Genomic DNA, 21,451 nt, shown 5'->3' with positions numbered 1-21,451 from the left:
AGTCCATGAAATTCCTAAAATGATACGTAAGTTTAAAAGCTGATTTTTATTAATGTTTTATAGACGAAAACTAACACTTGCTAATATAAACCGATTTATAAGATTATGAGAGGCTGAAGTTCTTGAATAATCGGTAATACTATTAGTTTCAAATGTTTTATTATTGGTTAGGTTTCTAGCTATAATGGAATAGTCAAACTTTTTGTTCTTTGAAGTAAATGTAACCTCTGAGTCAAGAAAATAATAATTTTTAGTTAATGACAAGTCAGGAGTTATAATATTTAAAATTACTTCTGTTTTAAATTTTTCATTTATTTTATATATTGTCTTTAATGCATTTTTAAGGCTACTAAAATTATTTTTAGCACCATCTCTGATTGAAAATGAATTTGACATATAAAAGAATTTATTTTCAACAAATAAATTCTTTATTACTCCTGTTCTAACGGATAATTCAATTATAACGTTTTTTGATTCAACGTCTCTTAATTCAGAATTATTTATAATGTTTTTATCTAGAGAGATTGAATAATGGGAGTTGAGTTGGAAAGTTGTTCTTAAGAAATGAATGTATTTTTCGCCTGAAATCGTTATTGCATAATCTCGATTTCCGGAATTCAATAAAAAAGATGTAGTAATGTTAACGTTATTATTTATCAAAGATTTTTGAAAATAGTTGTTAGAACGTTGATTGTGGTTTAATCCAATTGATAAATGAGTGTTATAAAAAGCATCGTGATAATTGAAATTCAGGTTGTAATTATGGGTGTTTAAAAATTCTAAATTGGCTTCATTATTCCTAAAACTTCTAAATCCAGTTTGTATGGTTCCTTGGAAAAGATTAGTTTCATCTGGAGTAATTTGATTGTAACTATAACCGGTGTCTATTGTAGCGTTTTTGTTAAATCGATATCCTATTTTTAGTAGTGGCGATAGTATCAGATTCTTATCTGTTTGAAAATTATTCCTTGTTTTATCTGTTAATTTTATACTATAATACTGCGAACCAAATCCCGCCTTAAAAACAAATTTATTTTTATCATAAGCAAAACTTCCATCTAAAAAAGGAGAACTAAAATCATAATTGAGATTGTTTTGAAATGTAGGATTGGTATACGTTTCATTATTTTCGTTTGTGGTTTCTAACAAGGAATATAGATGGTTTTTCGTAGAATGAAAACCGGTTCTAAAGAGCCATTTGCTATCGTTTGTCTTGCTTAAATATTCTGCTTTAGTGTCTAAGACTTCTTTATCAAAGCGACTATTTTGTTGGTTATTTATGATACTGCCACTATAGTTCTCCTCTATATTTACTCCTGGGTTCAGATTATAGTGTTGGGGAGCATAGCTTTTGGTAAATAATGTTGATGTTGTGAATGCGCTTTTTTCATTAATGCGTTTAGTGAGGTTAAAATTGTTTTTTGTAAACCAATTTTTAGTGTTCACGTCATTTTTTTGGCTTGTAGTATTATTCGTTGTAGTACTAGAAAAAAGATCTTGTTGTACTTGTAGTTTTCCTAAATATTCCCAATGCAAGTGATCATTTACTTTGTTTATTAGTTGCAGGTTTGCATGGTATAATTTTGGTGATTTAACACTGTTTTCTGATTGAAGGATACTAAATTTTTCCGTATCTGTTGTGTAGATGGTTTCTTCTTTGTTTTCTCTGGATAGTTTGTCGCTATAAAAACCTACATTAAACTTTGCGGTCACTTTTTTTGAAAATTTATACAATGAATTCAAACTTGTATAAAAATTATTATTTATTTTATGGAATTTATCGTCTAATTGAGAGTAAAAATTGCCGTGATTTATGAGCTCTTTAGCTATAAAATTACTTTCTTTTAAAGATTCAAATGATAAAACACCAGATTGAAAATCATAAGGCGCATTGTTTTTTCCAATATTATTATAGCTGGTTACACCAAAACTCTTGATTTTGTCATTAATCAGAATTCCTGAAGTAATAAAGTTATACTTGTTTGAGAATCCTATGCCTAATTGTGCATTTCCAGAAAAATCATTTTTGCCCTTTTTTAGTTTTAGATTAAGAGCAACATCTTCGCTATGAGCAATGCCTTTGAGTAATAGATTCTCGTTATAATTCTCTATAGCTTCAACTTTGTCTAACATTTCGACATTAATGTTTTTCGAACCTACAGTATATTGGCTATCAAATAAATCATCGCCATCTAAAAGCATTTTTTTAATGCTTTTGCCGTTAAATTTAATTTCACCGTTTTCCTCAATTTTAATTCCGGGTAATTTTTTTAATAGATCTTCAACTACTTTCTCAGAACCATCTTTAAATTTTTCAGGGTCATAAACAATAGTGTCATTTTTTATTCTAATTGGTTTTCGATTTTCTTGAACTACTACTTCTTTGAGGAATGTTGTCCTGGGTTCTAATTTAAAATCTAAAGTTATTATTTTTCCCTTTTTTTGCAAATCAAAAAAAAATTTCTGAAAAGGTTCATGAGAATAGGAATTTACCTCAATAATGATGCTGTCTAGAGGTGTTTTTAAATCAATAGAATATTCTCCTTTCTCATTCGTTGTACTAAATTGGTATACTATTCCGGGAGATTGTATTTTTTTAATTATTATGGTTGAAAAAAGTAAATCCCTATTTTTGTCTGAAACAATTCCTTTAATAGTTTGACAAAATGATTGGTTTGCTATAAACACAAGGAATAGAATAAGAGTTTTTCTCATTACTATTTATTCAGTTATATAAAATTCCATAAAACCCTTGTTCATCCCTCTTGTGAAGCCATTAGAATCCATATTACTGATGGATTCTTCATATTTTCTCCTGTAAATTTTTAAAAACTCTTCGTATGTGATTGTATCTTGGTTCAGATATATGTTGTCTATTTTTTCTTTTGAGTCTTTAAACTCAATTTTTTCCGCAATGATATCATATGTATGTAAAGGATCGTCCGACTTTACTTCTAGAATCAGTCCAGGTAAACCTGAAAATTTCCACGGACCATCTGAAAATGGAATTTCTGATGTAAAATAGACAACGAAATCTCTTCCTCTAAATCGTATGGTAGCTTTTTGACAGTTGTATCCTAAAATAATTTTGGTTTCTTGCTCTATTTTCCAATCAAATGTAATCCCAGCATCCACAATATTAAAAAATTTCATTTTTATCTGATCGTTAAAGATTGCTTTTTTATTTTGCAAGTCTTTGTAAAATATGGGATTATTTAACGTTTTGATTGATATTAAATTTTCATCTAAAGACTTACTTTTTATGTTTGCGAAATCTTCTTCATAAACAGATACTTGTCCGTTTCCGGTTAAGTAGGTTTTGATGTTGGTAATTAATTTAATGTCTTTTGCGTTTTGTGTAAAATCATAGGTTATTTGGTATTTACGATTTTGTGAGAATGAAGTTAACGTGATAATCAGTAATAAAGTTTGGATGTATTTCATTAGATTTAATTTTGGTTTAAATTAATAGGTGCTGATTTTCGCAGCACCTATACTAATTATTCTGCCGATAAAAATTTATAAGCAGCTCTTAATTGCTGCGCGGCAACATTACAATTATCTCCTGTAGTAATCATTCCACAAACGGTACGGCTGTCCACATACGCTCCATTGTAAGTTAATGTGGCTGTACAGCATTGAGATTCGACCACTGTTTCAGATTTGTTTTCTTTTGTTGCTTTTTTTGTGGTTTTTTTGTGGTTTTTTCTTTAGCAAATGTACCAGTACTTAGAAGTACCATTCCTGCGACAATAAGTAATTTTTTCATTTTATAAGTTTTTTAATGTTAATTAATTCATATATATATACTTAAAAACCAAAAAAAATCTCACTTTTTTTTAAGTTGTTTTTTATTTTCCTTTAAACGTCGCTTTTCTTTTCTCTAAAAATGATGTCGTTCCTTCTTTAAAATCTTCGGTTCCAAAACATTTTCCAAACGCTTTTATTTCGGTTTCATAACCGTTTTTACCTTCTTTGAAGTTGGCATTGACTGATTTGATGGCTTTGCCAATAGCGTAAGGAGAATTTTTCATTATTCTTTGTGCAATTCCTGTACAAAATTCTAAAAGTTCCGCTTGTGGCACTACGTGGTTTACCAATCCGGCTCTATAGGCATCTTCAGCGGTAATCATTCCCGCGGTCATAATCATTTCCATTGCGCGCCCTTTGCCTACTAATTGTGGCAAACGTTGTGTTCCTCCATAACCCGGAATCAATCCAAGGGAAACTTCAGGAAGTCCCATTTTGGCATTGTCAGAAGCAACTCTGAAATGACACGCCATAGCTAATTCTAATCCGCCACCAAGAGCAAAACCATTGATTGCTGCTATGACAGGAGTTTTTAGATTTTCTATATAATCAAATAATTTTGCTTGTCCTTCGGCAGCTAATTGCATTCCTTCCTCGATAGAGAAGTTAGCAAATTCTGCAATATCCGCTCCGGCAACAAATGCTTTTTCGCCACTTCCAGTTAAAATGATAACACGAATTTCATTGTTTTTCCCTAATGTTTTAATTGCTTTATGCAAATCAGAAATAGTCATTCCGTTCAGAGCATTTAGTTTTGTAGGACGATTAATGGTAATCGTTGCAATGTTATTTTCTGTTGCAATTAAAATATTTTCGTAATTCATAATTGTAATTTTTTAGGTGTTAATTATTGGAAGGGAAACCGTAAAAGTAGTTCCTTTTCCAAATTCAGACTCAAAGGTAATCGTTCCTTTATAATTTTCGATGATGTTTTTAATAATACCAAGGCCAAGACCCATTCCGCTACTTTTGGTAGTGAATTTTGGTTCGAATATGCGACTGATATCTTTGGGTTGAATTCCAATACCGTTATCGGCAACCGTTATCAAGACGTTGTTTTGCTCTTTTTTTACCGTTACGATGATGGATTTTGTTTCTTGGTTTTCGGGAATGGCCTGAATCGCATTTTTGACCAAATTTGTAATGATTCGAATGAGTTGCGTCCGATCTATTTTCGAAATAATTTCAGGCGAGTCGCTTTCAAAAACAATATATTCCTCATTGAAAATATCCATTGCCAGATCGACTACATTAACGACATTTAGTGTTTCGTTTTGTTGTGCCGGCATCGAAGCAAAATTTGAAAACGCTGACGCAACGGCGCTCATCGTATCAATTTGTTGAATCAATGTCTCGGAGTAATCCTTCATCTTTTGTATTACATCGGTATCATTTGGATCAAATTTTCTTTGGAAACTTTGCACCGTCAATCGCATTGGCGTTAGCGGATTCTTGATTTCATGCGCGACTTGCTTTGCCATTTCGCGCCAAGCTTCTTCACGCTCGCTTTGCGCCAGTTTTATAGCACTTTTTTCCAGTTTATCCACCATTCCGTTGTATGCCTTTATCAACAGATTGATTTCTTTGCTACTGGCTTCTAATACGATTTTTTCGTTTTTTTGATTCAAACTGGTTTCGCTCAACTTATCTGAAATCGTTTTTAGAGATTTTGTAATGTATGTCGAAAGAAAATAGGCGATCGCAAAAGCCACAATAAGCATAAAAGAATACACCTGACCTAAACGAATCAAGAAGTTGTTTAATTCATTTTCGTAGAAACCATCATCTTCCACATAGGGTAGATTCAATATTCCAAGGGTTTTGAATTTATCATCTTTTATTTGGCTGTAGGACGATCGATTTTTTATGCCGTTTATGGTTTTAATGTCCACATATCTTTTTTCGATGGAGGAACGAACTAATTTCAGGATGTATTTTGGAATAGGAGGCGACACTTTGTCTACAGAAAATGATTCTTTAGATGATTTCAACAGTTTTCCGTCTAAGCTGTATATGTTAATTTCAATACTATGAATTTGTGCCAGTTCGTGAATTTTGTCTTTAAAAATCAAACCTAAATTCTCAGTTGTCAAAGGATATGTTGTGGTAGAAAGCACATAATTTATATGTTCTTTTATTGCGTCTTCTTTTCGCTCTAAGCGCTCTTGATGATATTCTTTGGCTTCATTTTTAAATTGGATGATTGAAATAGAAGCTAACAAAATGGACGCCATTATTATCAATACGATCATGGATAGGAAAATTCTGATTCGTAAGGAAAGCATCGACATTTTAAAGTTCTTGAACATAATTAGGATTGATTTCTTTCGCGAAGGCGTTTGTAAAATTTAAATCCAAGCATAATTAAAAGTGAAAAAAGAAAAATTCCAACCACACCGTAAATCCAGTTCACTGCATTTTTTAAAATCACTAAAAACACCACTGCAAAAAGTATAATTGTGGCACCTTCATTCCACAAACGCATGAAATTTGTTGTGTATTTTACCTCGTCGTTTTGCAATTGTTTGAATATTTGTTGGCATTTACCATGATACAAATACAGTACAAATACAAAGCCAAGTTTTACGTGCATCCAAGGCATTTTTAACCAAGCTTGTCCCAAATCTGTAAATAATAACATCCAAAAGGCGAATATGCTTGCTAAAACTGCCGATGGCCAAGTGATAATATACCAGAGGCGGTACGTCATTATTTTGTATTGTTTTTGCAGGATTTCTTTTTCTGGAGATGGTTTTTGTGCCGCTTCGATTTGGTACACGAATAAGCGAACAATGTAAAATAATCCCGCAAACCAGGTGATGACAAAGATGAGGTGCAAAGATTTAAGGTAATTATAGTATTCCATCGTTAGTTTGAATCAGTTTTGTGTTTATTTCTTTTTTTAGAAAATAACCAGTTAGTAATGTTGATAAAATATCAGCAATTGGAAAGGCTATCCATACTCCAAAAATACCTAAAAAATTTGGTAGTATCAGCACTAGCGGAATTAAGAAAAACCCTTGTTTGCTTAAAGTCAAAAGCAATGCTTTTTTTGCTTTTCCGGCGGCTTGAAAATAGGCTGCACCAATTAACTGAACAGCAATAATTGGAGAAGCTGCAAAAACCCAGCGCAACGCTTCGGGCGTTTCTGCAATTACTTTTGGGTCTGTAGTAAAAACGGAAACTATAGGTTTTGCAAAAATTAGAATAACCACAAAAATAACAGTGGCTAAAAAGGCAGCGTATTTTATCGAAAGTTGTACACTTTCTTTAACTCTTTCATAATTTTGAGCACCATAATTGAAGCCGGCAATAGGCAGAAAACCTTGTGTGATTCCCAGTATTGGAAACAAAGCAAACATAAGCATTCGGCTTATGATTCCATAAATTGCGACAGAATGTTCTCCGCCGTAGGTATATAAAGTGTGATTCAGGATTATCGCCAAAATACTGACTACGCCTTGTCTTGAAAAGGTGACAATACTTAGTTCCGTTATTTCTTTTATAATTGGAATTTTAAACTTAAAATGCCTCGCTCGTAGTTTTAATTCACTTTTAAAAATAAAAAACCAAAGTACAAATGCAAAGCACATAAAATAGGAAATCGCCGTTGCCATTGCAGAACCGAACATTCCCAAATTCATAAATTTTATAAAAACGATGTCCAGTACAATATTTACAAAAGCGGGAATAATCATTGCAACCATGGCAAATTTAGCTTTTCCTTCCGCCCGAATAATATTGTTTCCCATCATACAAAGGGCCAAAAAAGGAACCGATATTATTATAGGAAAGAAAAATTCTCTTGCGGGTTTCATGATAGATCCTTTTGCACCAAAAAGCAATAGCATTTCGTTGCTGAAGAAAAGGCCAAAAACAACAAAAATGGAGGACAATAAGAAAGTCATCATGATTTGATTGGCAAAGGTATGCAATGCTTTTTCCTTGTGATTAGCTCCTAAAGCTCTGGAAAGTACAGAACCTCCGCCCACACCAATCGCCATTCCTAAAGAAGAAATCAAAAAGGTGATGGGCAAAACTACGGTTACCGCTGCAATGGCCAAAGAGCCAATCCATTGTCCAACAAAAATAGTGTCAATTAAAATGTTGACGGACATGAATAAAATCCCAATAGAAGAAGGAACTGCCTGTTTTATCAAGAGTTTTTTGATGTCCTGAGTTCCTAACTCATCGGCGGAAACAGCCATTTAAGCGTTAATTTTTTCAGAGTCAATTTTCACGGGTGAAGAGGCATCATTGGACCAATTCGTAATCCAATTACTTACTGTTTTACACCAATCGTCACTGTCGTTCAAACAAGGAATTGCTAAAAATTCCTCACCACCATGAGCTTTGAATTCATGATTGGCTTCCATGGCAATTTCTTCCAAAGTTTCCAGGCAATCAGAAACAAAGGCAGGCGTTACAACGGCAAGTTTTTTAATTCCTTTTTCAGGCATTTTGTTTACTTCGACGTCCGTGTATGGTGTCAGCCATTTATCTCCCGCCAATCGAGACTGAAAGGTCTGGCTGTATTTTCCTTCTGGGATTCCCAGTAATTTTACCACTTGTTTTGTAGTTTCGTAACATTGGTGACGGTAGCAAAATTCATGAGCCGGCGAAGGCGTGTTGCAACAAGAACCATCAATTTTACAATGTGATTTTGTTATATCCGTTTTGCGAATGTGACGCTCCGGAATTCCATGATAGGAGAATAATAAATGATCGTAGTCAAAACCTTCTAAATGACTTTTGATGGAATCAGCTAGGTTTTTTATATAATCGGGTTTGTTATAAAAGGCTGGAACTATCGTGAATTTCATTTCGGGAAAATGCTTTTTACGCAAGTCTTCGGCCAGTTCTAATATTGTGGTTGTAGATGCCATCGCATGTTGCGGATACAAAGGAAAAAGTAACACTTCATTTACGCCTTTGTCATGCAATTCTTGCAAACCTGATAATAAAGATGGATTTCCATAACGCATCGCTAAGGAAACAGGAATGTCAACCAGTTGTTTTACTTTGGCATGCATTCTTTTGGAGATAACCACAAGCGGAGAACCTTCGTCCCACCATATTTTTGCGTAAGCGGCAGCAGATTTTTTAGGTCTTGTTTGCAAAATTATTCCACGAACTAATAAGGCTCGCAACAAAAACGGAACGTCAATTACGTATTTGTCCATTAAAAATTCATCTAAATACGGTTTAACGTCTTTAGGAGTCGGACTTTCTGGAGAACCAAGATTTACTAATAATACACCTTTCATGTTGTCTTTTTTTGTTGGTACAAAAGTAATTAAACTTACTTTTTTATAAATTGCGATTAACTATTTTTTATTTATTGTTTAATATAAGAAATCAATTGTTTACTGCATATTTGGGTTGATTGACATCAAATATTTCTTTGGCGTCGTTGCAAATTTCTTTTTGAATGCCGCTATAAAATGGCTTCCGGTGCTGTACCCGATTTTCAATCCTACTTCGTTCACATTATAAGAACCACTGTCGAGTAATTTTCGGGCAAAATCCATTTTGTAGTCAAAAAGAAAACCATAAACGGTGTCTCCATAAATTTGTTTGAAGCCCATTTTGAGTTTCTTCAAATTCAAACCTATTTCATCGGCTAATTCCTGCAATCCTGGCGGTTCAGCCATGTTTGCAATGATGATTTCTTTGGCTTTCCTGATCTTCATTACATTATCTTCATCTATTAAGAAAGGACATTGTTCTGCGTTTGGATCTTCAGTTCTATTGAAATACAAACTCAATAATTCGTATCCTTTTCCTTTATAATATAGGTTTTTTATCGATGGATGAAGACTGTAGTGGAACAGTTGTGACAAAACAATCGCCATAGACGGACTGATGTTTCCTTCGTTATAATATTTTTTATCCTTATTGTCAGCACTCAAAAAAGTAATATAATCCGCTTCGGTAGAGAATAAAGCATGAAATTTCTTGATGGAAATAATCACTGATATCACCCAGGAATTTGGAGCTAATTCCAGATTTAATGGAAGTTCCTTCTGTGGATTGTATAAAAGCAATGATTTTTCCTCTTTCAGTTCCAAAGCATAATTTCCCTGATTAAAGATAAATTTCGCATTTCCTTTTAATCCAAAATGAAACTGAATCAATCCGCTGCTTACTTCACGCTGGGCTTGAAAGGCATCGGTGCCATCATTTTGAAAGCGAATTAGGGTAAAGTCATCTTCAATTTTTATAATTTCCTGAGAACCCATAGCGATGTTTTTTTAATATGAAAATGATAATTATCAGGTTGCTTTATTTAGAAACGTTCTGAATAAGACGCGTAAAAGAACCCGTTTATGCTACAAAAATAAGGGTTTTTATAATAAAACAACGATTTAAAACCGAAAAATCACATAGCGATACAAAAAGTACTTCTAGCGTTACTTTTATACATATGATAGTTCTAATTTTGTTTCACTTTCTTGAAAAGTGCAAATATGGAAAACAATAACACATCAAAGCATCATTATTTTTACTCCGTTGGATTGAGCTATAAAAAAGCAGATGCTGAGATTAGAGGTAAATTTAGTTTAGATGCTACTGCAAAAACCCGTTTACTCGAACAAGCTAAGACTGAAGGAATAGAGAGCTTAATCGTAACTTCTACCTGCAACCGTACTGAAATTTACGGTTATGCGGAGCATCCATTTCAATTAATCAAATTAATTTGTGAGAATAGTCAAGGCTCTGTCGAAGAATTTCAGAAAGTAGGCTTTGTTTATAAAAACCAAGAAGCGATCAGTCATATGTTTCGTGTAGGAACAGGTTTAGACAGTCAGATTCTAGGGGATTTCGAAATTATTTCTCAAATAAAAACTAGTTTTATCCAGTCAAAATCTTTTGGTTTGGCCAATGCCTTTATGGAAAGATTGGTGAATGCAGTAATCCAAGCCAGCAAAAAGATAAAAACAGATACCGAAATTAGTTCTGGAGCCACTTCGGTTTCTTTTGCTTCGGTGCAATATATTATCAAGAATGTAGAAGACATTGGAAACAAAAATATTCTGTTATTCGGTACGGGAAAAATTGGTAGAAATACCTGCGAAAATTTAGTGAAACATACTAAAAACGAGCATATCACTTTAATCAACAGAACCAAAGATAAAGCAGAAAAGTTAGCCGGAAAACTGAATTTAATTGTAAAAGATTATTCAGAACTGCATCTGGAATTGCAAAAAGCAGATGTCGTTGTTGTTGCTACCGGAGCTCAAAATCCAACTATTGACAAAGCAATTTTGAATCTGAAAAAACCATTGTTGATTTTGGATTTATCCATTCCAAAAAATGTAAATGAAGATGTTCTGGATATAGAAGGAGTTACGCTGATTCACATGGATTATTTGTCTCAAATGACAGATGAAACTTTAGAAAACAGAAAAAAACATATTCCTGCAGCGGAAGCTATAATCGAAGAAATAAAAGAAGAATTTAATATTTGGACAAAAGGAAGAAAATTTGCTCCAACCATTAATGCTTTGAAAGCAAAACTGAATGCTATAAAAACATCCGAATTGGATTTTCAAAGCAGAAAGATTTCAAATTTTAATGAAGAACAAGCTGAAATCATCAGTGCCAGAATTATCCAAAAAATAACAACTCACTTTGCCAACCATTTGAAAGATGACGATACTATGGTAGACGAAAGTATAGAATGGATTGAAAAAGTTTTCAAAATAGGAGCTACCACAAGATAATGAATAAAACAATACGCATAGGAACTCGCGATAGTGAACTCGCACTTTGGCAAGCCCACGCCGTTGAAAAGAAACTTAACGATTTAGGTTATAAAACCGAAATTGTAGCGGTAAAATCGCAAGGAGATATCATTCTCGACAAACCACTCTACGAATTAGGAATCACAGGAATTTTTACTAAAACCCTTGATATCGCTATGATCAATGGTCAGGTTGATATTGCAGTGCATTCCATGAAAGATGTTCCTACCGCTTTGCCAATAGGAATTGTTCAGGCTGCCGTTCTGGAAAGAGCGAATACATTGGATATTTTGGTACACAAAGGGAACCTTGATTTTCTTAATGGAGAAGGAACAATTGCCACAGGAAGTTTGCGTCGTCAGGCGCAATGGTTGAACAAGTATCCCAACCATAAAGTGGTAGATTTACGTGGAAACGTCAATACGAGAATGCAAAAATTGCAGGAAAGCGATTGGAACGGAGCCGTTTTTGCCGCAGCAGGATTGGAAAGAATCAACTTGAAACCTTCTAATTATATCGATTTGGATTGGATGATTCCGGCGCCGGCTCAAGGTGCAATGGTAGTTGTTGCGATGGCAAATGATGAATTTTGTAGGGAAGCCATTTCTGAATTGAATGATATTGATACCGAAGTTTCTACACATATTGAAAGACAGTTTTTAAAAACACTTGAAGGCGGTTGTACGGCACCAATTGGCGCTTTAGCAGTTTTTGTAGAAGATGATATTTTGTTTAAAGGCGTTTTATTTTCTATCGATGGAAAGCAAAAAATCGAAATCGAAAAAATCGTTCCGATGCAAGAATGGAAGAAATTAGGCTTTTATTGTGCCAAAGAAATTTTAGAAAATGGAGGAGCAGAATTGATGACAGAAATTAAAATTAATTTAAAGAAATAATGAGCCAAACAAGCATTTTATCCACCAAAACATTGTCGGCAGAACAAAGGCAAGTATTTCTTGATGCTAATTTTGATCTTTTAGAACAGGATTTCATCGAAATTAAAAATAACCTTTTCGACCTCAATACAATCAACAATAACTTGATTTTTAGCAGTCAAAATGCTGTATTAAGTTTGATTGAACAAGACGGTTGGGAAGTTTTAAAGACTAAACCTGTTTTTTGTGTAGGGATTAAAACCAAGGAATTACTTGAATCGCATGGCTTTACAGTTGATGTTTATTTAGATTACGCATCTGAATTAGCTGAAATAATCACTTTGATTTACAATAAGGAAAGCTATACATTTTTAAGCGGAAATTTGCGTAAAGAAACGTTGCCAGAAGCATTAAAAAGTTCTGGAATAACTTTTAATGAAATCGAAGTTTATCAAACAACACTTGCGCCTTTTAAAATATCAGATCAAGAAAATTTTGACGGAATTCTATTTTTTAGTCCATCTGCAGTTGAAAGTTATTTGACAAATAATAAAATCAAGAATGAAGTTTGTTTTTGCATAGGCACTACTACAGCATCAGCATTAGAAACAAAGAAAATTAAAAACATAGTAATTGCCGAAACACCAACTATCGAAGAGGTGATTGAGGAAGTTATTGAATATTATAAAACGGAAAGCATCTAGCAATCTGCTAAAATTTAAATACATGATTAAGAACGACCTATTTTTAAGAGCACTAAAAGGAGAAACTGTGCAACGTCCACCAGTTTGGATGATGCGTCAAGCCGGAAGATATTTACCTGAATTCATCGCTTTGCGCGATAAATATGATTTTTTCACCCGTTGTCAAACTCCGGAATTAGCTGCTGAAATCACCGTACAGCCAATACGAAGAATTGCTCCGGATGCTGCGATTTTGTTTTCGGATATTTTGGTAATTCCACAAGCAATGGGAATTGAAGTAGAGATGAAACCTAATTTTGGTCCGTATTTACCAAATCCTATTCGTACGATTCAGGATGTGGAGAAAGTAATCGTTCCAGATGTTCATGAAACATTAGGATACGTTTTTGACGCTATCAAATTGACCAAAGAAATGTTGAATGATGAGGTGCCATTAATTGGTTTCGCAGGTTCACCTTGGACAATTATGTGTTATGCAGTGGAAGGAAAAGGTTCGAAAAGTTTTGATATGGCCAAAGGATTTTGTTTTCAATATCCAGAAGCAGCGCATGTTTTATTGCAAAAAATCACCGATACCACTATTTTATATTTAAAAGAAAAAGTAAAAGCGGGAGTAAACGCCGTTCAAATTTTTGACTCTTGGGGCGGAATGTTGTCTCCAGTTGATTATCAGGAATTCTCTTGGAAATACATCAACCAAATCATTGAAGCTTTAGCAGATGATGCTCCGGTAATTGTTTTCGGTAAAGGATGTTGGTTCGCATTAGGCGAAATGGGAAAAAGTAGAGCTTCAGCATTAGGAGTTGACTGGACCTGTTCTCCAAGAAACGCAAGATACTTGTCTGGTGGAAACATCACGTTACAAGGAAATTTTGATCCTTCAAGATTGTTGTCTCCAATTCCGGTTATCAAGAAAATGGTACACGAAATGATTGACGAATTCGGAAAAGACAAATACATCGTGAATTTAGGTCACGGAATTTTACCAAACATTCCTGTGGATCACGCAAAAGCGTTTATAGATGCAGTAAAAGAGTACGGAAAATAGTTTACAGTCTCAGTTCTCAGTTTCCAGAATTCGAAACTGCGACTGAATACTGCGACTGAATACTGAAAATTATGCTAAACAAAGGATTACGAGACCAGGAAAGTATTCGAATAGACAATGTGTTGAAGACATTGCTTTCCATCGTCTTTGTGCCTAAGTTTTGGGATTTAGAAGATAAAATAAAAATAGAAGAGCAATTGAAAGACTTTGGATTAAACATTCAAAGTCTGATTGATTTAAATGAAGCGGATTTAATTACGCATTTGTTGCGTTGCCATTTAGATTGGAATCAATTAGAGCAATTTGCTGATTTTTTAGTGATTGCTTCGGAAGATAATCCGTTTGATTTTTCTCAAAAAGCAATTGCTATTTATAAATATGTCCAACAGGAAAGCAAAGTGTTTTCATTTGGAATCAATAGTAAAATAGCTGCTGCGAAGGCAAATTTATAGTGAATATGATAATCACCGAAAACTTGATTATTGACAAATTGAAAGCTACAGATGCCAATGAATTGCATCTTTTCATAATTGACAATGCAGAACGATTTCGTAGATTTTTTCCGCTTACGCTTTCCAGTAATGCAACATTTGAAAAGTCAGCAGCATATATTGAAATTAAAGAAAAAGAAATTCAACAAAAAGTAAATTACACCTTTGCCATTAGAGAAATAGAGTCCCAAAAAATCATTGGATTGATTATCATTAAAAAGATTGATTGGACAATAAGAATTGGGGAACTTGCGTATTGCATCGGAAGTAATTTTGAAGGAAAAGGTTTGGTTACTAAAGCAGTTAAAGCCATTTCAGATTTTGCTTACAATGAATTAGATTTGAAAACACTTCAGATTATTGCTCATAAAACGAATTTGGGGAGTGTGAAAGTTGCTCAGAATTCTAGTTTTATTTGGAAAAAAACGTTGCTGAATGAATTTACTCCAACTAATGAATTGCCATTAGATATGGAATTATATGAACATACGAATGAAAAATAAATTTTACGCATACATACAAAATCTTCAAGACCAAATCTGTAAGGGTTTGGAAGCAGTTGAAGGTCAAGCCAAATTTCGTGAAGACCTTTGGGAGCGTCCGGAAGGTGGAGGTGGAAGAACACGTGTGATAGAAAACGGACAAGTTTTCGAAAAAGGCGGTGTCAATATTTCGGCAGTACACGGAAAATTACCGGAAGCCATGCAAAAGATGTTCAATGTAGGCGAAGCTGATTTTTTTGCCTGCGGACTGAGTTTGGTATTGCATCCAAAAAATCCAATGGTGCCAACGGTTCATGCAAACTGGCGTTATTTCGAAATGTATGATGATAACGGGAATGTAATCCAACAGTGGTTTGGTGGCGGACAGGATTTAACACCTTATTATTTGTTTGAAGAAGATGCGATTCATTTTCATCAAACCTGCAAAACCGCTTGTGATAAACATAATCAAGAGTTTTATCCAAAATACAAGAAACAATGTGATACTTATTTCTGGAACGCTCACAGAAATGAAGCACGCGGAATTGGCGGATTGTTTTTCGATTATTGCAAAGCAACAGATGCAATGACAATGGATAACTGGTTTAATTTCGTTTCAGAAGTCGGGAATAGCTTCCTTGAAGCCTACGTTCCAATTGTTGAAAAAAGAAAAAATTTGCCTTATACGGCAGAAAATAGAACGTGGCAGGAAATTCGCCGAGGCCGTTATGTCGAATTTAATTTGGTTCACGATAAAGGCACTTTATTTGGACTAAAAACTAACGGAAGAATCGAAAGTATCCTAATGAGTTTACCGCCGCATGTGCAATGGGTATACGACCATCACGCAGAAAAAGGAAGCGAAGAAGAAAAATTAGTAAACGTATTAGAAAATCCAAGAGATTGGCTTTAGATTTATTTTAAATTCTGAATTTTAAATTTTTAATTGGGTTTAACTCTAAACTTTTAAACCTGAAACTTTAAACAAAATTATATGTTCCCATTACAACGAGGCAGAAGATTAAGAACGAATGAATCCATAAGAAGTTTAGTTCGTGAAACCAGTTTAAGTCCAGCGGACTTTATGTTTCCTATGTTTATTACAGAAGGGGAAAACATAAAAGTAGAAATTCCTTCTATGGTTGGAATTTACCGTCGTTCGATAGATTTAACCGTCGAAGAAGTCAAAGAAATATTTGCATTGGGAATTCGTGCGGTGAATCTTTATGTAAAAGTCAGCGAAAATTTAAAAGACAATACAGGGCTGGAAGCGTGGAATCCAAACGGATTGATGCAAAACGCCATTCGCGCCATCAAAGCGGCTTGCCCAGAAATGATTGTGATGCCTGATGTGGCTTTAGATCCCTATTCTATTTATGGTCATGACGGAATAATTGCAAAAGGTGATATAGAAAACGATTCGACGAATGATGCTTTGGTGAAAATGGCCGTTTCTCATGCGCAAGCCGGCGCCGATTTTGTTGCGCCATCAGACATGATGGACGGGCGCGTATTGCGTTTGCGCGAAGGTCTGGACGCTGCCGGTTTTCACAACGTGGGTATCATGAGCTATTCCGCAAAATATGCTTCTGCATTTTACGGACCGTTCCGTGATGCACTTGATAGCGCTCCTGTTGACGCCACTGAAATCCCAAAAGACAAGAAAACCTACCAAATGGATTATGCCAATCGAATAGAAGCCATAAAAGAAGCGTTATGGGACGTAGAAGAAGGCGCTGATATGGTCATGGTAAAACCTGGAATTGCTTATTTAGACATCGTTCGTGAAGTCAAAAACGCAGTAAATGTTCCGGTAACCGTTTATCATGTTTCGGGTGAATATGCAATGATCAAAGCCGCTGCCGAAAGAGGTTGGTTGGATCATGATAAAATTATGATGGAGCAATTAATGTGTATCAAACGCGCTGGAGCCAGTTTAATTTCAACTTATTTTGCCAAAGAAGCTGCGATACTTTTAAATAAATAAACATGAAATCGAAGATTCACGAATACCAGAAAATAAACAATAAAAATAGGAGTAAAAAAATACTTTTTTTATTCGCCTTACTACTCCTGATTTCCTGCAAGAAAGAAGAAGCTAAAAAGGAACCTTTATACCCAACTTCGGTAGAAGAAACAACTCAAGCTCCTGAAGAACTGGGAAAGGAAATTTTTGAAGGGAAAGGGAATTGTGTTGCCTGTCATCAAGCAGATAAAAAATTAATTGGTCCAAGCCTTCAGAGCATTGCAAAAATATATATAGAAAAGAATGGTAGTATCGTCGCTTTCCTGAAAGAGGATGCGGAGCCATTAGTTGATCCTAGTCAGTACGAACTGATGAAAACTAATTTTGCGCTTACCGAGGAGATGTCTGATGAGGAATTAAAAGGATTGGAAGCCTATATCTACAGTAATCTAAAATAATTAGACGGAACTTTTTTCAGTATTTGGAGCTATTCCTGCTGTCCGTTATATCTTTTCTTTCCTCGTTAAAAAACGAGACAAGAAAAGGATGCCACTTCCATCAGGGCTAAAAAACAGGAACCATCTTTATTAGGATGGTTTTTTTATTTTACAAAAGACAGTTTGAAACCTTAAAAAAATATATCTTTAAAATATGGAAACAGCTTACATCAAAACGCCTTTAGGAATTGCTACAATCATTGGCAATGAAAATGGAATTTCAGTAATTTCAGTTTCTGATGAAGGCGAAATTTCAAAAATAATTCCAACAATTTTGCAGGATGCTGTCTCGCAACTTAATGATTATTTCGAAGGGAAAAGAAATGATTTCGATTTTAAATTAAACCCAAAAGGGACTGATTTTCAGCAAAAGGTTTGGAAAGGATTACTGGAAATTCCATTCGGAAAAACCTGTAGCTATATGGATTTATCTAAGAAATTAGGGGATGTCAAGGCCATTCGAGCTGTGGCATCCGCAAATGGGAAAAATCCATTGTGGATTGTTGTTCCTTGTCATCGAGTAATAGGAACCGATGGTTCACTAACAGGATATGCAGGCGGTTTGTGGCGCAAAAAATGGTTGTTGGAACACGAAAATCCAACCACGCAACAAAGCTTGTTTTAAAAATGGACTTCTTAGATTTTTACACAGTTAGTTAAGTCCGATTTTTAAAAATCAAGCAAGTCTAATAAGTTAATAATCTAAAATGTCTAAAAATCTAAGAAGTCTAACAAAATCTAAAATATGATAGAAAAAATAAACCTCAATAACATTCTGTTCCTAGATATAGAAACCGTGCCGGAAGCGGAAGATTTCAATGCATTAGATTCTGAGATGAAAGACCTTTGGGAACACAAAACCCAATACCAGCGCAAAGACGAATACACACCAGAGGGTTTTTATGATCGTGCCGGGATTTGGGCTGAGTTTGGTAAAATTGTTTGTATCTCTGTGGGTTTTTTTACGATCAAAGGTGATATTCGGAATTTTAGGGTGACTTCATTTTTTGGAGAAGAAAAGAAAATTCTGCAGGATTTCAATAATTTATTAAACACTCATTTCAACCAACCACAACATGTTTTGTGTGGCCATAATGCTAAAGAATTTGACATTCCATTCATCGCCAGAAGAATGATTATTAACCAAATTGCTATTCCCAACAAGTTAAACCTATTTGGAAAAAAACCATGGGAAATCCCGCATTTAGATACTTTAGAATTATGGAAATTCGGAGATTATAAACACTACACTTCTTTAAAGTTAATGTGCAAAGTACTTGGGATTCCTTCTCCAAAAGGAGATATCGACGGCAGTCAGGTGGGACATGTTTTTTATGTCGATAAAGACATTGACAGGATTGTCACCTATTGTGAAAAAGATACTATTGCGGTGGCGCAGATCTTCTTGAGATTACGTAGAGAAGAACTGTTGATTGAGGACGAGATTATTCACGTTTAAATCAGTTTTATGAATAAAAAAACTGTGTTTTATGTTCTTTTTTTAATTGGAATCGTTTCAATATTCCTTCCTTTTGATATAGATAACACTATTAATTGCGGATTTGAAATGGGATATTACTCAGATAAAGATAAAACAATCTCATTTTTAGCGATTTTTAAAAACGTATCTTTTCATAATTTTAATTTTTTAAATATTATAAAAATGCTATTAGCAATTTTATTAATAGTGCCATTTATATTTTCTGCAATTTTCTTTTTTTATAAAAAGTATATAATCCTAATCATGTTAAATTTAGTCCCTTTTGTGTTTTTTCTTATACTAGGTCTCTCGCGTAGGTTTGATCAATTACAAATCGGATTTTACCTTCTCCTTTTTCAGCAAATTGCTTTGTTTTATTTGCTTATTAAAATATTATTTTCGATTAAAACTGTAAAACGATAACAATATTTCATAGTGCACTTTGCGGTTAAATATTTACATTTACAAAAAAGTATAAATTATGGTATTGAGTAGATTTTGGTTGGTCATTTTTATTTCAGCAATTGTATTTGTAGTGTTTAGTTTGTTTTCTGGAGACAGTTATACCATTGACCACGTTTTGAACGGAAAGAAAGATGATCCAATTCTGGTTTCGGAGAAATTCGCAGAACAACTTCCTGCTTTTATTAAAGACAGCATCAAAAAAGCTCCAGAACAAACCATGATTATCAATCGTGATACGCTAAATGCGGACACGACTTATGTTTATAAAAACAAAACTGTAAAAATATATAGTGGTGTTCAAAAATCAGATGGTTTATTGCCAACTTGTAAAAGTACTTTATTAGAATTAATCCTTCCGTTGATGGCTTATTTGGCTTTTTTCTGTGGATTGATGGAGCTTTTAATCATTTCCGGAGCCTCTGGAAAGTTGGCTAAAGCATTGAGCCCTGTTTTTGTAAAAGTGTTTCCAAGTATTCCCAAAGACCATCCGTCGATATCCTATATGACCTTAAACTTTGCTGCTAATTTTCTGGGCTTGGATTCTGCTGCAACTCCTTTTGGTCTAAAAGCCATGGAGAGTTTGCAAGAAATAAATCCAGATAAAGACAAGGCTAGTGATGCACAAATTATGTTCCTGTGTTTGCACGCTTCAGGTCTTACTTTGATCGCTACGTCTATAATAGGTTATCGCGCTGCGGCTAATGCAAGCAATCCTGCGGATGTGATGCTGCCTTGTATTATCACTTCTTTTATCGGTACGATTGCAGCCTTTTTAATTGTTGGAATCAAGCAAAAAATCAATTTCAGAAGTGCTTCTTTGGTTATCGTATTGATTACACTAATAGCTGCAATTGTTGGTTTGTTGATGTATGTTAATCATTTGGATTTAATTGGAAAAAACTATTTTACCTCTAATCTTTCCGCTTTAATATTAATTGGAATAATTGCCTTTACCTTGATCTTTTCGTTTATTCATGAGAAAAAATTTACTGAAGCATCTACCACAGTTTTTGAAAGTTTTGTAGTGGGAGCCAATAATGGGGTGAAAACCGGAGTGACCATTTTTCCTTATGTTTTGGGTATGTTAGTTGCCATTTCTTTATTTAGAAACAGTGGTTTATTTGAAATTATTAGCAATTGGATCGCTTTCATTTTTTCGAATATGGGAGTAAGTAAGGAAATTACAAATGCTTTACCGGTCGCTTTACTTCGTCCCTTTAGTTCTGCAGGATCAAGAGGATTCTTGATTGATTCTATGAACACTTTTGGTGCCGATTCTTTAACGGCAAGATTGAGTAGTATTTTTCAATGTAGTGCGGAGAGTACTTTTTATGTGATAGCCGTTTATTTTGGTTCAGTAAACATTAAAAACACCCGTTATGCACTAGGAACGATGCTTGTAGTAGATTTGATTTGTGTTATTACAGCAATTTTCGTGGCAAGTTGGTTTTTTTAAAAAGCTACTATTATTTGGTTCCATAAAAATTCAAAATGGTATAAATATATTTCCCAATGAATAAAAGTTTTAATGAATTTTCAATAGGTCTCTTTGCTTGGCAAATGTTTATTCTTTTAATGTTGTTTGGATTTTGTTATCTGCTTTTTTTATTGATCAAAAAGTTAAGAAAGTAATATCATATTCTTTCTACGATGAAAAGAAACTTGTACATAGTTAAAGTTAGCTGGCATGCATTTTATATATGGAAAGGTTAAACGGTATAAGTTAGATTAAATTAATTTGTAATATAATATTCTTCGTTTCAAATCATCATAAAAAAAGCCTCACAATCATTAGACTGAACCCAAAAGTTTGGACAAATTTATAATTAATTTTGATAATAATGAGCTCGATATTGTATCGGGCTCATTTTGTTTAAATTTGATT

Annotated in this window: 23 protein-coding genes; 13 read left to right on the top strand and 10 right to left on the bottom strand. The window is 34.0% G+C overall.

The genetic code is table 11. The features are described from left to right. Positions 1–57: 57 nt before the first annotated feature. From BUC23_RS10775 to BUC23_RS10740, 10 genes are all read right to left on the bottom strand, one after another. Positions 58–2,715 (bottom strand): porin family protein, encoded by a 2,658-nt coding sequence (locus BUC23_RS10775; protein WP_073209298.1) that lies wholly within the window; start codon positions 2,713–2,715, stop codon positions 58–60. 6 nt (positions 2,716–2,721) lie between these two features. After that, a complete protein-coding gene (locus BUC23_RS10770; protein WP_073209296.1) occupies positions 2,722–3,444 on the bottom strand; it encodes a GLPGLI family protein in 723 nt (240 codons plus the stop codon). Positions 3,445–3,500: 56 nt separating this feature from the next. Continuing rightward, positions 3,501–3,653: a hypothetical protein gene (locus tag BUC23_RS17525; protein WP_167365576.1), complete on the bottom strand. Its 153-nt coding sequence runs from the start codon at positions 3,651–3,653 to the stop codon at positions 3,501–3,503. Beyond that, entirely contained in the window at positions 3,620–3,769 is a 150-nt protein-coding gene (locus BUC23_RS17520; protein WP_167365575.1) for a hypothetical protein, read from the bottom strand. The genes BUC23_RS17525 and BUC23_RS17520 overlap by 34 nt, the downstream gene beginning before the upstream one ends. An 82-nt stretch (positions 3,770–3,851) precedes the next feature. After that, positions 3,852–4,634 carry an enoyl-CoA hydratase/isomerase family protein gene (locus BUC23_RS10765; RefSeq protein ID WP_073209295.1) on the bottom strand — a complete coding sequence of 261 codons (783 nt, stop codon included), beginning with the start codon at positions 4,632–4,634 and terminating at the stop codon, positions 3,852–3,854. 12 nt (positions 4,635–4,646) lie between these two features. Further along, a complete protein-coding gene (locus tag BUC23_RS10760; protein WP_073209293.1) occupies positions 4,647–6,119 on the bottom strand; it encodes an ATP-binding protein in 1,473 nt (490 codons plus the stop codon). A 2-nt stretch (positions 6,120–6,121) separates the two neighbouring features. After that, positions 6,122–6,676: a CopD family protein gene (locus BUC23_RS10755; protein WP_073209291.1), complete on the bottom strand. Its 555-nt coding sequence runs from the start codon at positions 6,674–6,676 to the stop codon at positions 6,122–6,124. After that, on the bottom strand, positions 6,663–8,018 hold the full coding sequence (locus BUC23_RS10750) for an MATE family efflux transporter (RefSeq protein WP_073209290.1): 1,356 nt from the start codon (positions 8,016–8,018) through the stop codon (positions 6,663–6,665). Before BUC23_RS10750 ends, BUC23_RS10755 begins: the two co-directional genes overlap by 14 nt. Continuing rightward, on the bottom strand, positions 8,019–9,077 hold the full coding sequence (gene hemH, locus BUC23_RS10745) for a ferrochelatase (protein WP_073209288.1): 1,059 nt from the start codon (positions 9,075–9,077) through the stop codon (positions 8,019–8,021). A 99-nt stretch (positions 9,078–9,176) separates the two neighbouring features. Beyond that, positions 9,177–10,052 (bottom strand): helix-turn-helix domain-containing protein, encoded by an 876-nt coding sequence (locus BUC23_RS10740; RefSeq protein ID WP_073209286.1) that lies wholly within the window; start codon positions 10,050–10,052, stop codon positions 9,177–9,179. Positions 10,053–10,280: 228 nt separating this feature from the next. Between BUC23_RS10740 and hemA the strand changes: the two genes are divergently transcribed. The 13 genes from hemA (at position 10,281) to BUC23_RS10675 (ending at position 21,022) form a co-directional block, all read left to right on the top strand. Further along, the gene (hemA, locus tag BUC23_RS10735; protein WP_073209284.1) at positions 10,281–11,537 is read left to right on the top strand and encodes a glutamyl-tRNA reductase; all 1,257 of its coding nucleotides are present in this window, start codon (positions 10,281–10,283) and stop codon (positions 11,535–11,537) included. Beyond that, positions 11,534–12,454: a hydroxymethylbilane synthase gene (gene hemC, locus BUC23_RS10730; protein WP_139259837.1), complete on the top strand. Its 921-nt coding sequence runs from the start codon at positions 11,534–11,536 to the stop codon at positions 12,452–12,454. Before hemA ends, hemC begins: the two co-directional genes overlap by 4 nt. Further along, positions 12,454–13,137 carry a uroporphyrinogen-III synthase gene (locus BUC23_RS10725; RefSeq protein ID WP_073209281.1) on the top strand — a complete coding sequence of 228 codons (684 nt, stop codon included), beginning with the start codon at positions 12,454–12,456 and terminating at the stop codon, positions 13,135–13,137. The genes hemC and BUC23_RS10725 overlap by 1 nt, the downstream gene beginning before the upstream one ends. 22 nt (positions 13,138–13,159) lie before the next feature. After that, positions 13,160–14,185 carry a uroporphyrinogen decarboxylase gene (gene hemE, locus BUC23_RS10720; protein WP_073209279.1) on the top strand — a complete coding sequence of 342 codons (1,026 nt, stop codon included), beginning with the start codon at positions 13,160–13,162 and terminating at the stop codon, positions 14,183–14,185. Between the two features lie 71 nt (positions 14,186–14,256). After that, positions 14,257–14,637: a hypothetical protein gene (locus BUC23_RS10715; RefSeq protein ID WP_073209277.1), complete on the top strand. Its 381-nt coding sequence runs from the start codon at positions 14,257–14,259 to the stop codon at positions 14,635–14,637. A gap of 5 nt (positions 14,638–14,642) precedes the next feature. Next, positions 14,643–15,179 carry a GNAT family N-acetyltransferase gene (locus BUC23_RS10710; RefSeq protein WP_073209272.1) on the top strand — a complete coding sequence of 179 codons (537 nt, stop codon included), beginning with the start codon at positions 14,643–14,645 and terminating at the stop codon, positions 15,177–15,179. After that, positions 15,169–16,071: an oxygen-dependent coproporphyrinogen oxidase gene (hemF, locus tag BUC23_RS10705; protein ID WP_073209270.1), complete on the top strand. Its 903-nt coding sequence runs from the start codon at positions 15,169–15,171 to the stop codon at positions 16,069–16,071. Before BUC23_RS10710 ends, hemF begins: the two co-directional genes overlap by 11 nt. 81 nt (positions 16,072–16,152) lie before the next feature. Further along, on the top strand, positions 16,153–17,145 hold the full coding sequence (gene hemB / locus BUC23_RS10700; protein ID WP_073209269.1) for a porphobilinogen synthase: 993 nt from the start codon (positions 16,153–16,155) through the stop codon (positions 17,143–17,145). Between the two features lie 2 nt (positions 17,146–17,147). Then, a complete protein-coding gene (locus BUC23_RS10695; RefSeq protein ID WP_073209268.1) occupies positions 17,148–17,582 on the top strand; it encodes a c-type cytochrome in 435 nt (144 codons plus the stop codon). 193 nt (positions 17,583–17,775) lie between these two features. Further along, positions 17,776–18,246, top strand: coding sequence for a methylated-DNA--[protein]-cysteine S-methyltransferase (locus BUC23_RS10690; RefSeq protein WP_073209267.1), 471 nt, complete (start codon positions 17,776–17,778; stop codon positions 18,244–18,246). 120 nt (positions 18,247–18,366) lie between these two features. Next, on the top strand, positions 18,367–19,080 hold the full coding sequence (locus BUC23_RS10685) for a 3'-5' exonuclease (RefSeq protein ID WP_073209266.1): 714 nt from the start codon (positions 18,367–18,369) through the stop codon (positions 19,078–19,080). A gap of 9 nt (positions 19,081–19,089) precedes the next feature. Further along, positions 19,090–19,524, top strand: a complete 435-nt coding sequence (locus tag BUC23_RS10680; protein WP_073209265.1) for a hypothetical protein — start codon at positions 19,090–19,092, stop codon at positions 19,522–19,524. 58 nt (positions 19,525–19,582) lie between these two features. Then, positions 19,583–21,022: a nucleoside recognition domain-containing protein gene (locus BUC23_RS10675; protein ID WP_073209264.1), complete on the top strand. Its 1,440-nt coding sequence runs from the start codon at positions 19,583–19,585 to the stop codon at positions 21,020–21,022. Positions 21,023–21,451: the final 429 nt, after the last annotated feature.

The sequence above is a fragment of the Flavobacterium xinjiangense genome (genome assembly GCF_900142885.1).
Taxonomy (GTDB): domain Bacteria; phylum Bacteroidota; class Bacteroidia; order Flavobacteriales; family Flavobacteriaceae; genus Flavobacterium; species Flavobacterium xinjiangense.
The sequence above is the reverse complement of the archived record's forward strand: the minus strand, read 5'-3'. Positions and strand labels throughout refer to the sequence as shown.

Coding starts and splice junctions, on each gene's coding strand:
- hemA (WP_073209284.1), top strand. CDS start 10,281: ATGGAAAACAATAACACATCAAAGCATCATTATTTTTACTCCGTTGGA.
- hemH (WP_073209288.1), bottom strand. CDS start 9,077: ATGAAAGGTGTATTATTAGTAAATCTTGGTTCTCCAGAAAGTCCGACT.
- BUC23_RS10750 (WP_073209290.1), bottom strand. CDS start 8,018: ATGGCTGTTTCCGCCGATGAGTTAGGAACTCAGGACATCAAAAAACTC.
- hemB (WP_073209269.1), top strand. CDS start 16,153: ATGTTCCCATTACAACGAGGCAGAAGATTAAGAACGAATGAATCCATA.
- BUC23_RS10760 (WP_073209293.1), bottom strand. CDS start 6,119: ATGTTCAAGAACTTTAAAATGTCGATGCTTTCCTTACGAATCAGAATT.
- BUC23_RS10775 (WP_073209298.1), bottom strand. CDS start 2,715: ATGAGAAAAACTCTTATTCTATTCCTTGTGTTTATAGCAAACCAATCA.
- BUC23_RS10690 (WP_073209267.1), top strand. CDS start 17,776: ATGGAAACAGCTTACATCAAAACGCCTTTAGGAATTGCTACAATCATT.
- hemE (WP_073209279.1), top strand. CDS start 13,160: ATGATTAAGAACGACCTATTTTTAAGAGCACTAAAAGGAGAAACTGTG.
- BUC23_RS10680 (WP_073209265.1), top strand. CDS start 19,090: ATGAATAAAAAAACTGTGTTTTATGTTCTTTTTTTAATTGGAATCGTT.
- BUC23_RS10710 (WP_073209272.1), top strand. CDS start 14,643: ATGATAATCACCGAAAACTTGATTATTGACAAATTGAAAGCTACAGAT.
- BUC23_RS10685 (WP_073209266.1), top strand. CDS start 18,367: ATGATAGAAAAAATAAACCTCAATAACATTCTGTTCCTAGATATAGAA.
- BUC23_RS10755 (WP_073209291.1), bottom strand. CDS start 6,676: ATGGAATACTATAATTACCTTAAATCTTTGCACCTCATCTTTGTCATC.
- BUC23_RS10695 (WP_073209268.1), top strand. CDS start 17,148: ATGAAATCGAAGATTCACGAATACCAGAAAATAAACAATAAAAATAGG.
- BUC23_RS10765 (WP_073209295.1), bottom strand. CDS start 4,634: ATGAATTACGAAAATATTTTAATTGCAACAGAAAATAACATTGCAACG.
- BUC23_RS17520 (WP_167365575.1), bottom strand. CDS start 3,769: ATGAAAAAATTACTTATTGTCGCAGGAATGGTACTTCTAAGTACTGGT.
- BUC23_RS10740 (WP_073209286.1), bottom strand. CDS start 10,052: ATGGGTTCTCAGGAAATTATAAAAATTGAAGATGACTTTACCCTAATT.
- BUC23_RS10715 (WP_073209277.1), top strand. CDS start 14,257: ATGCTAAACAAAGGATTACGAGACCAGGAAAGTATTCGAATAGACAAT.
- BUC23_RS10770 (WP_073209296.1), bottom strand. CDS start 3,444: ATGAAATACATCCAAACTTTATTACTGATTATCACGTTAACTTCATTC.
- BUC23_RS10675 (WP_073209264.1), top strand. CDS start 19,583: ATGGTATTGAGTAGATTTTGGTTGGTCATTTTTATTTCAGCAATTGTA.
- hemF (WP_073209270.1), top strand. CDS start 15,169: ATGAAAAATAAATTTTACGCATACATACAAAATCTTCAAGACCAAATC.
- BUC23_RS10725 (WP_073209281.1), top strand. CDS start 12,454: ATGAGCCAAACAAGCATTTTATCCACCAAAACATTGTCGGCAGAACAA.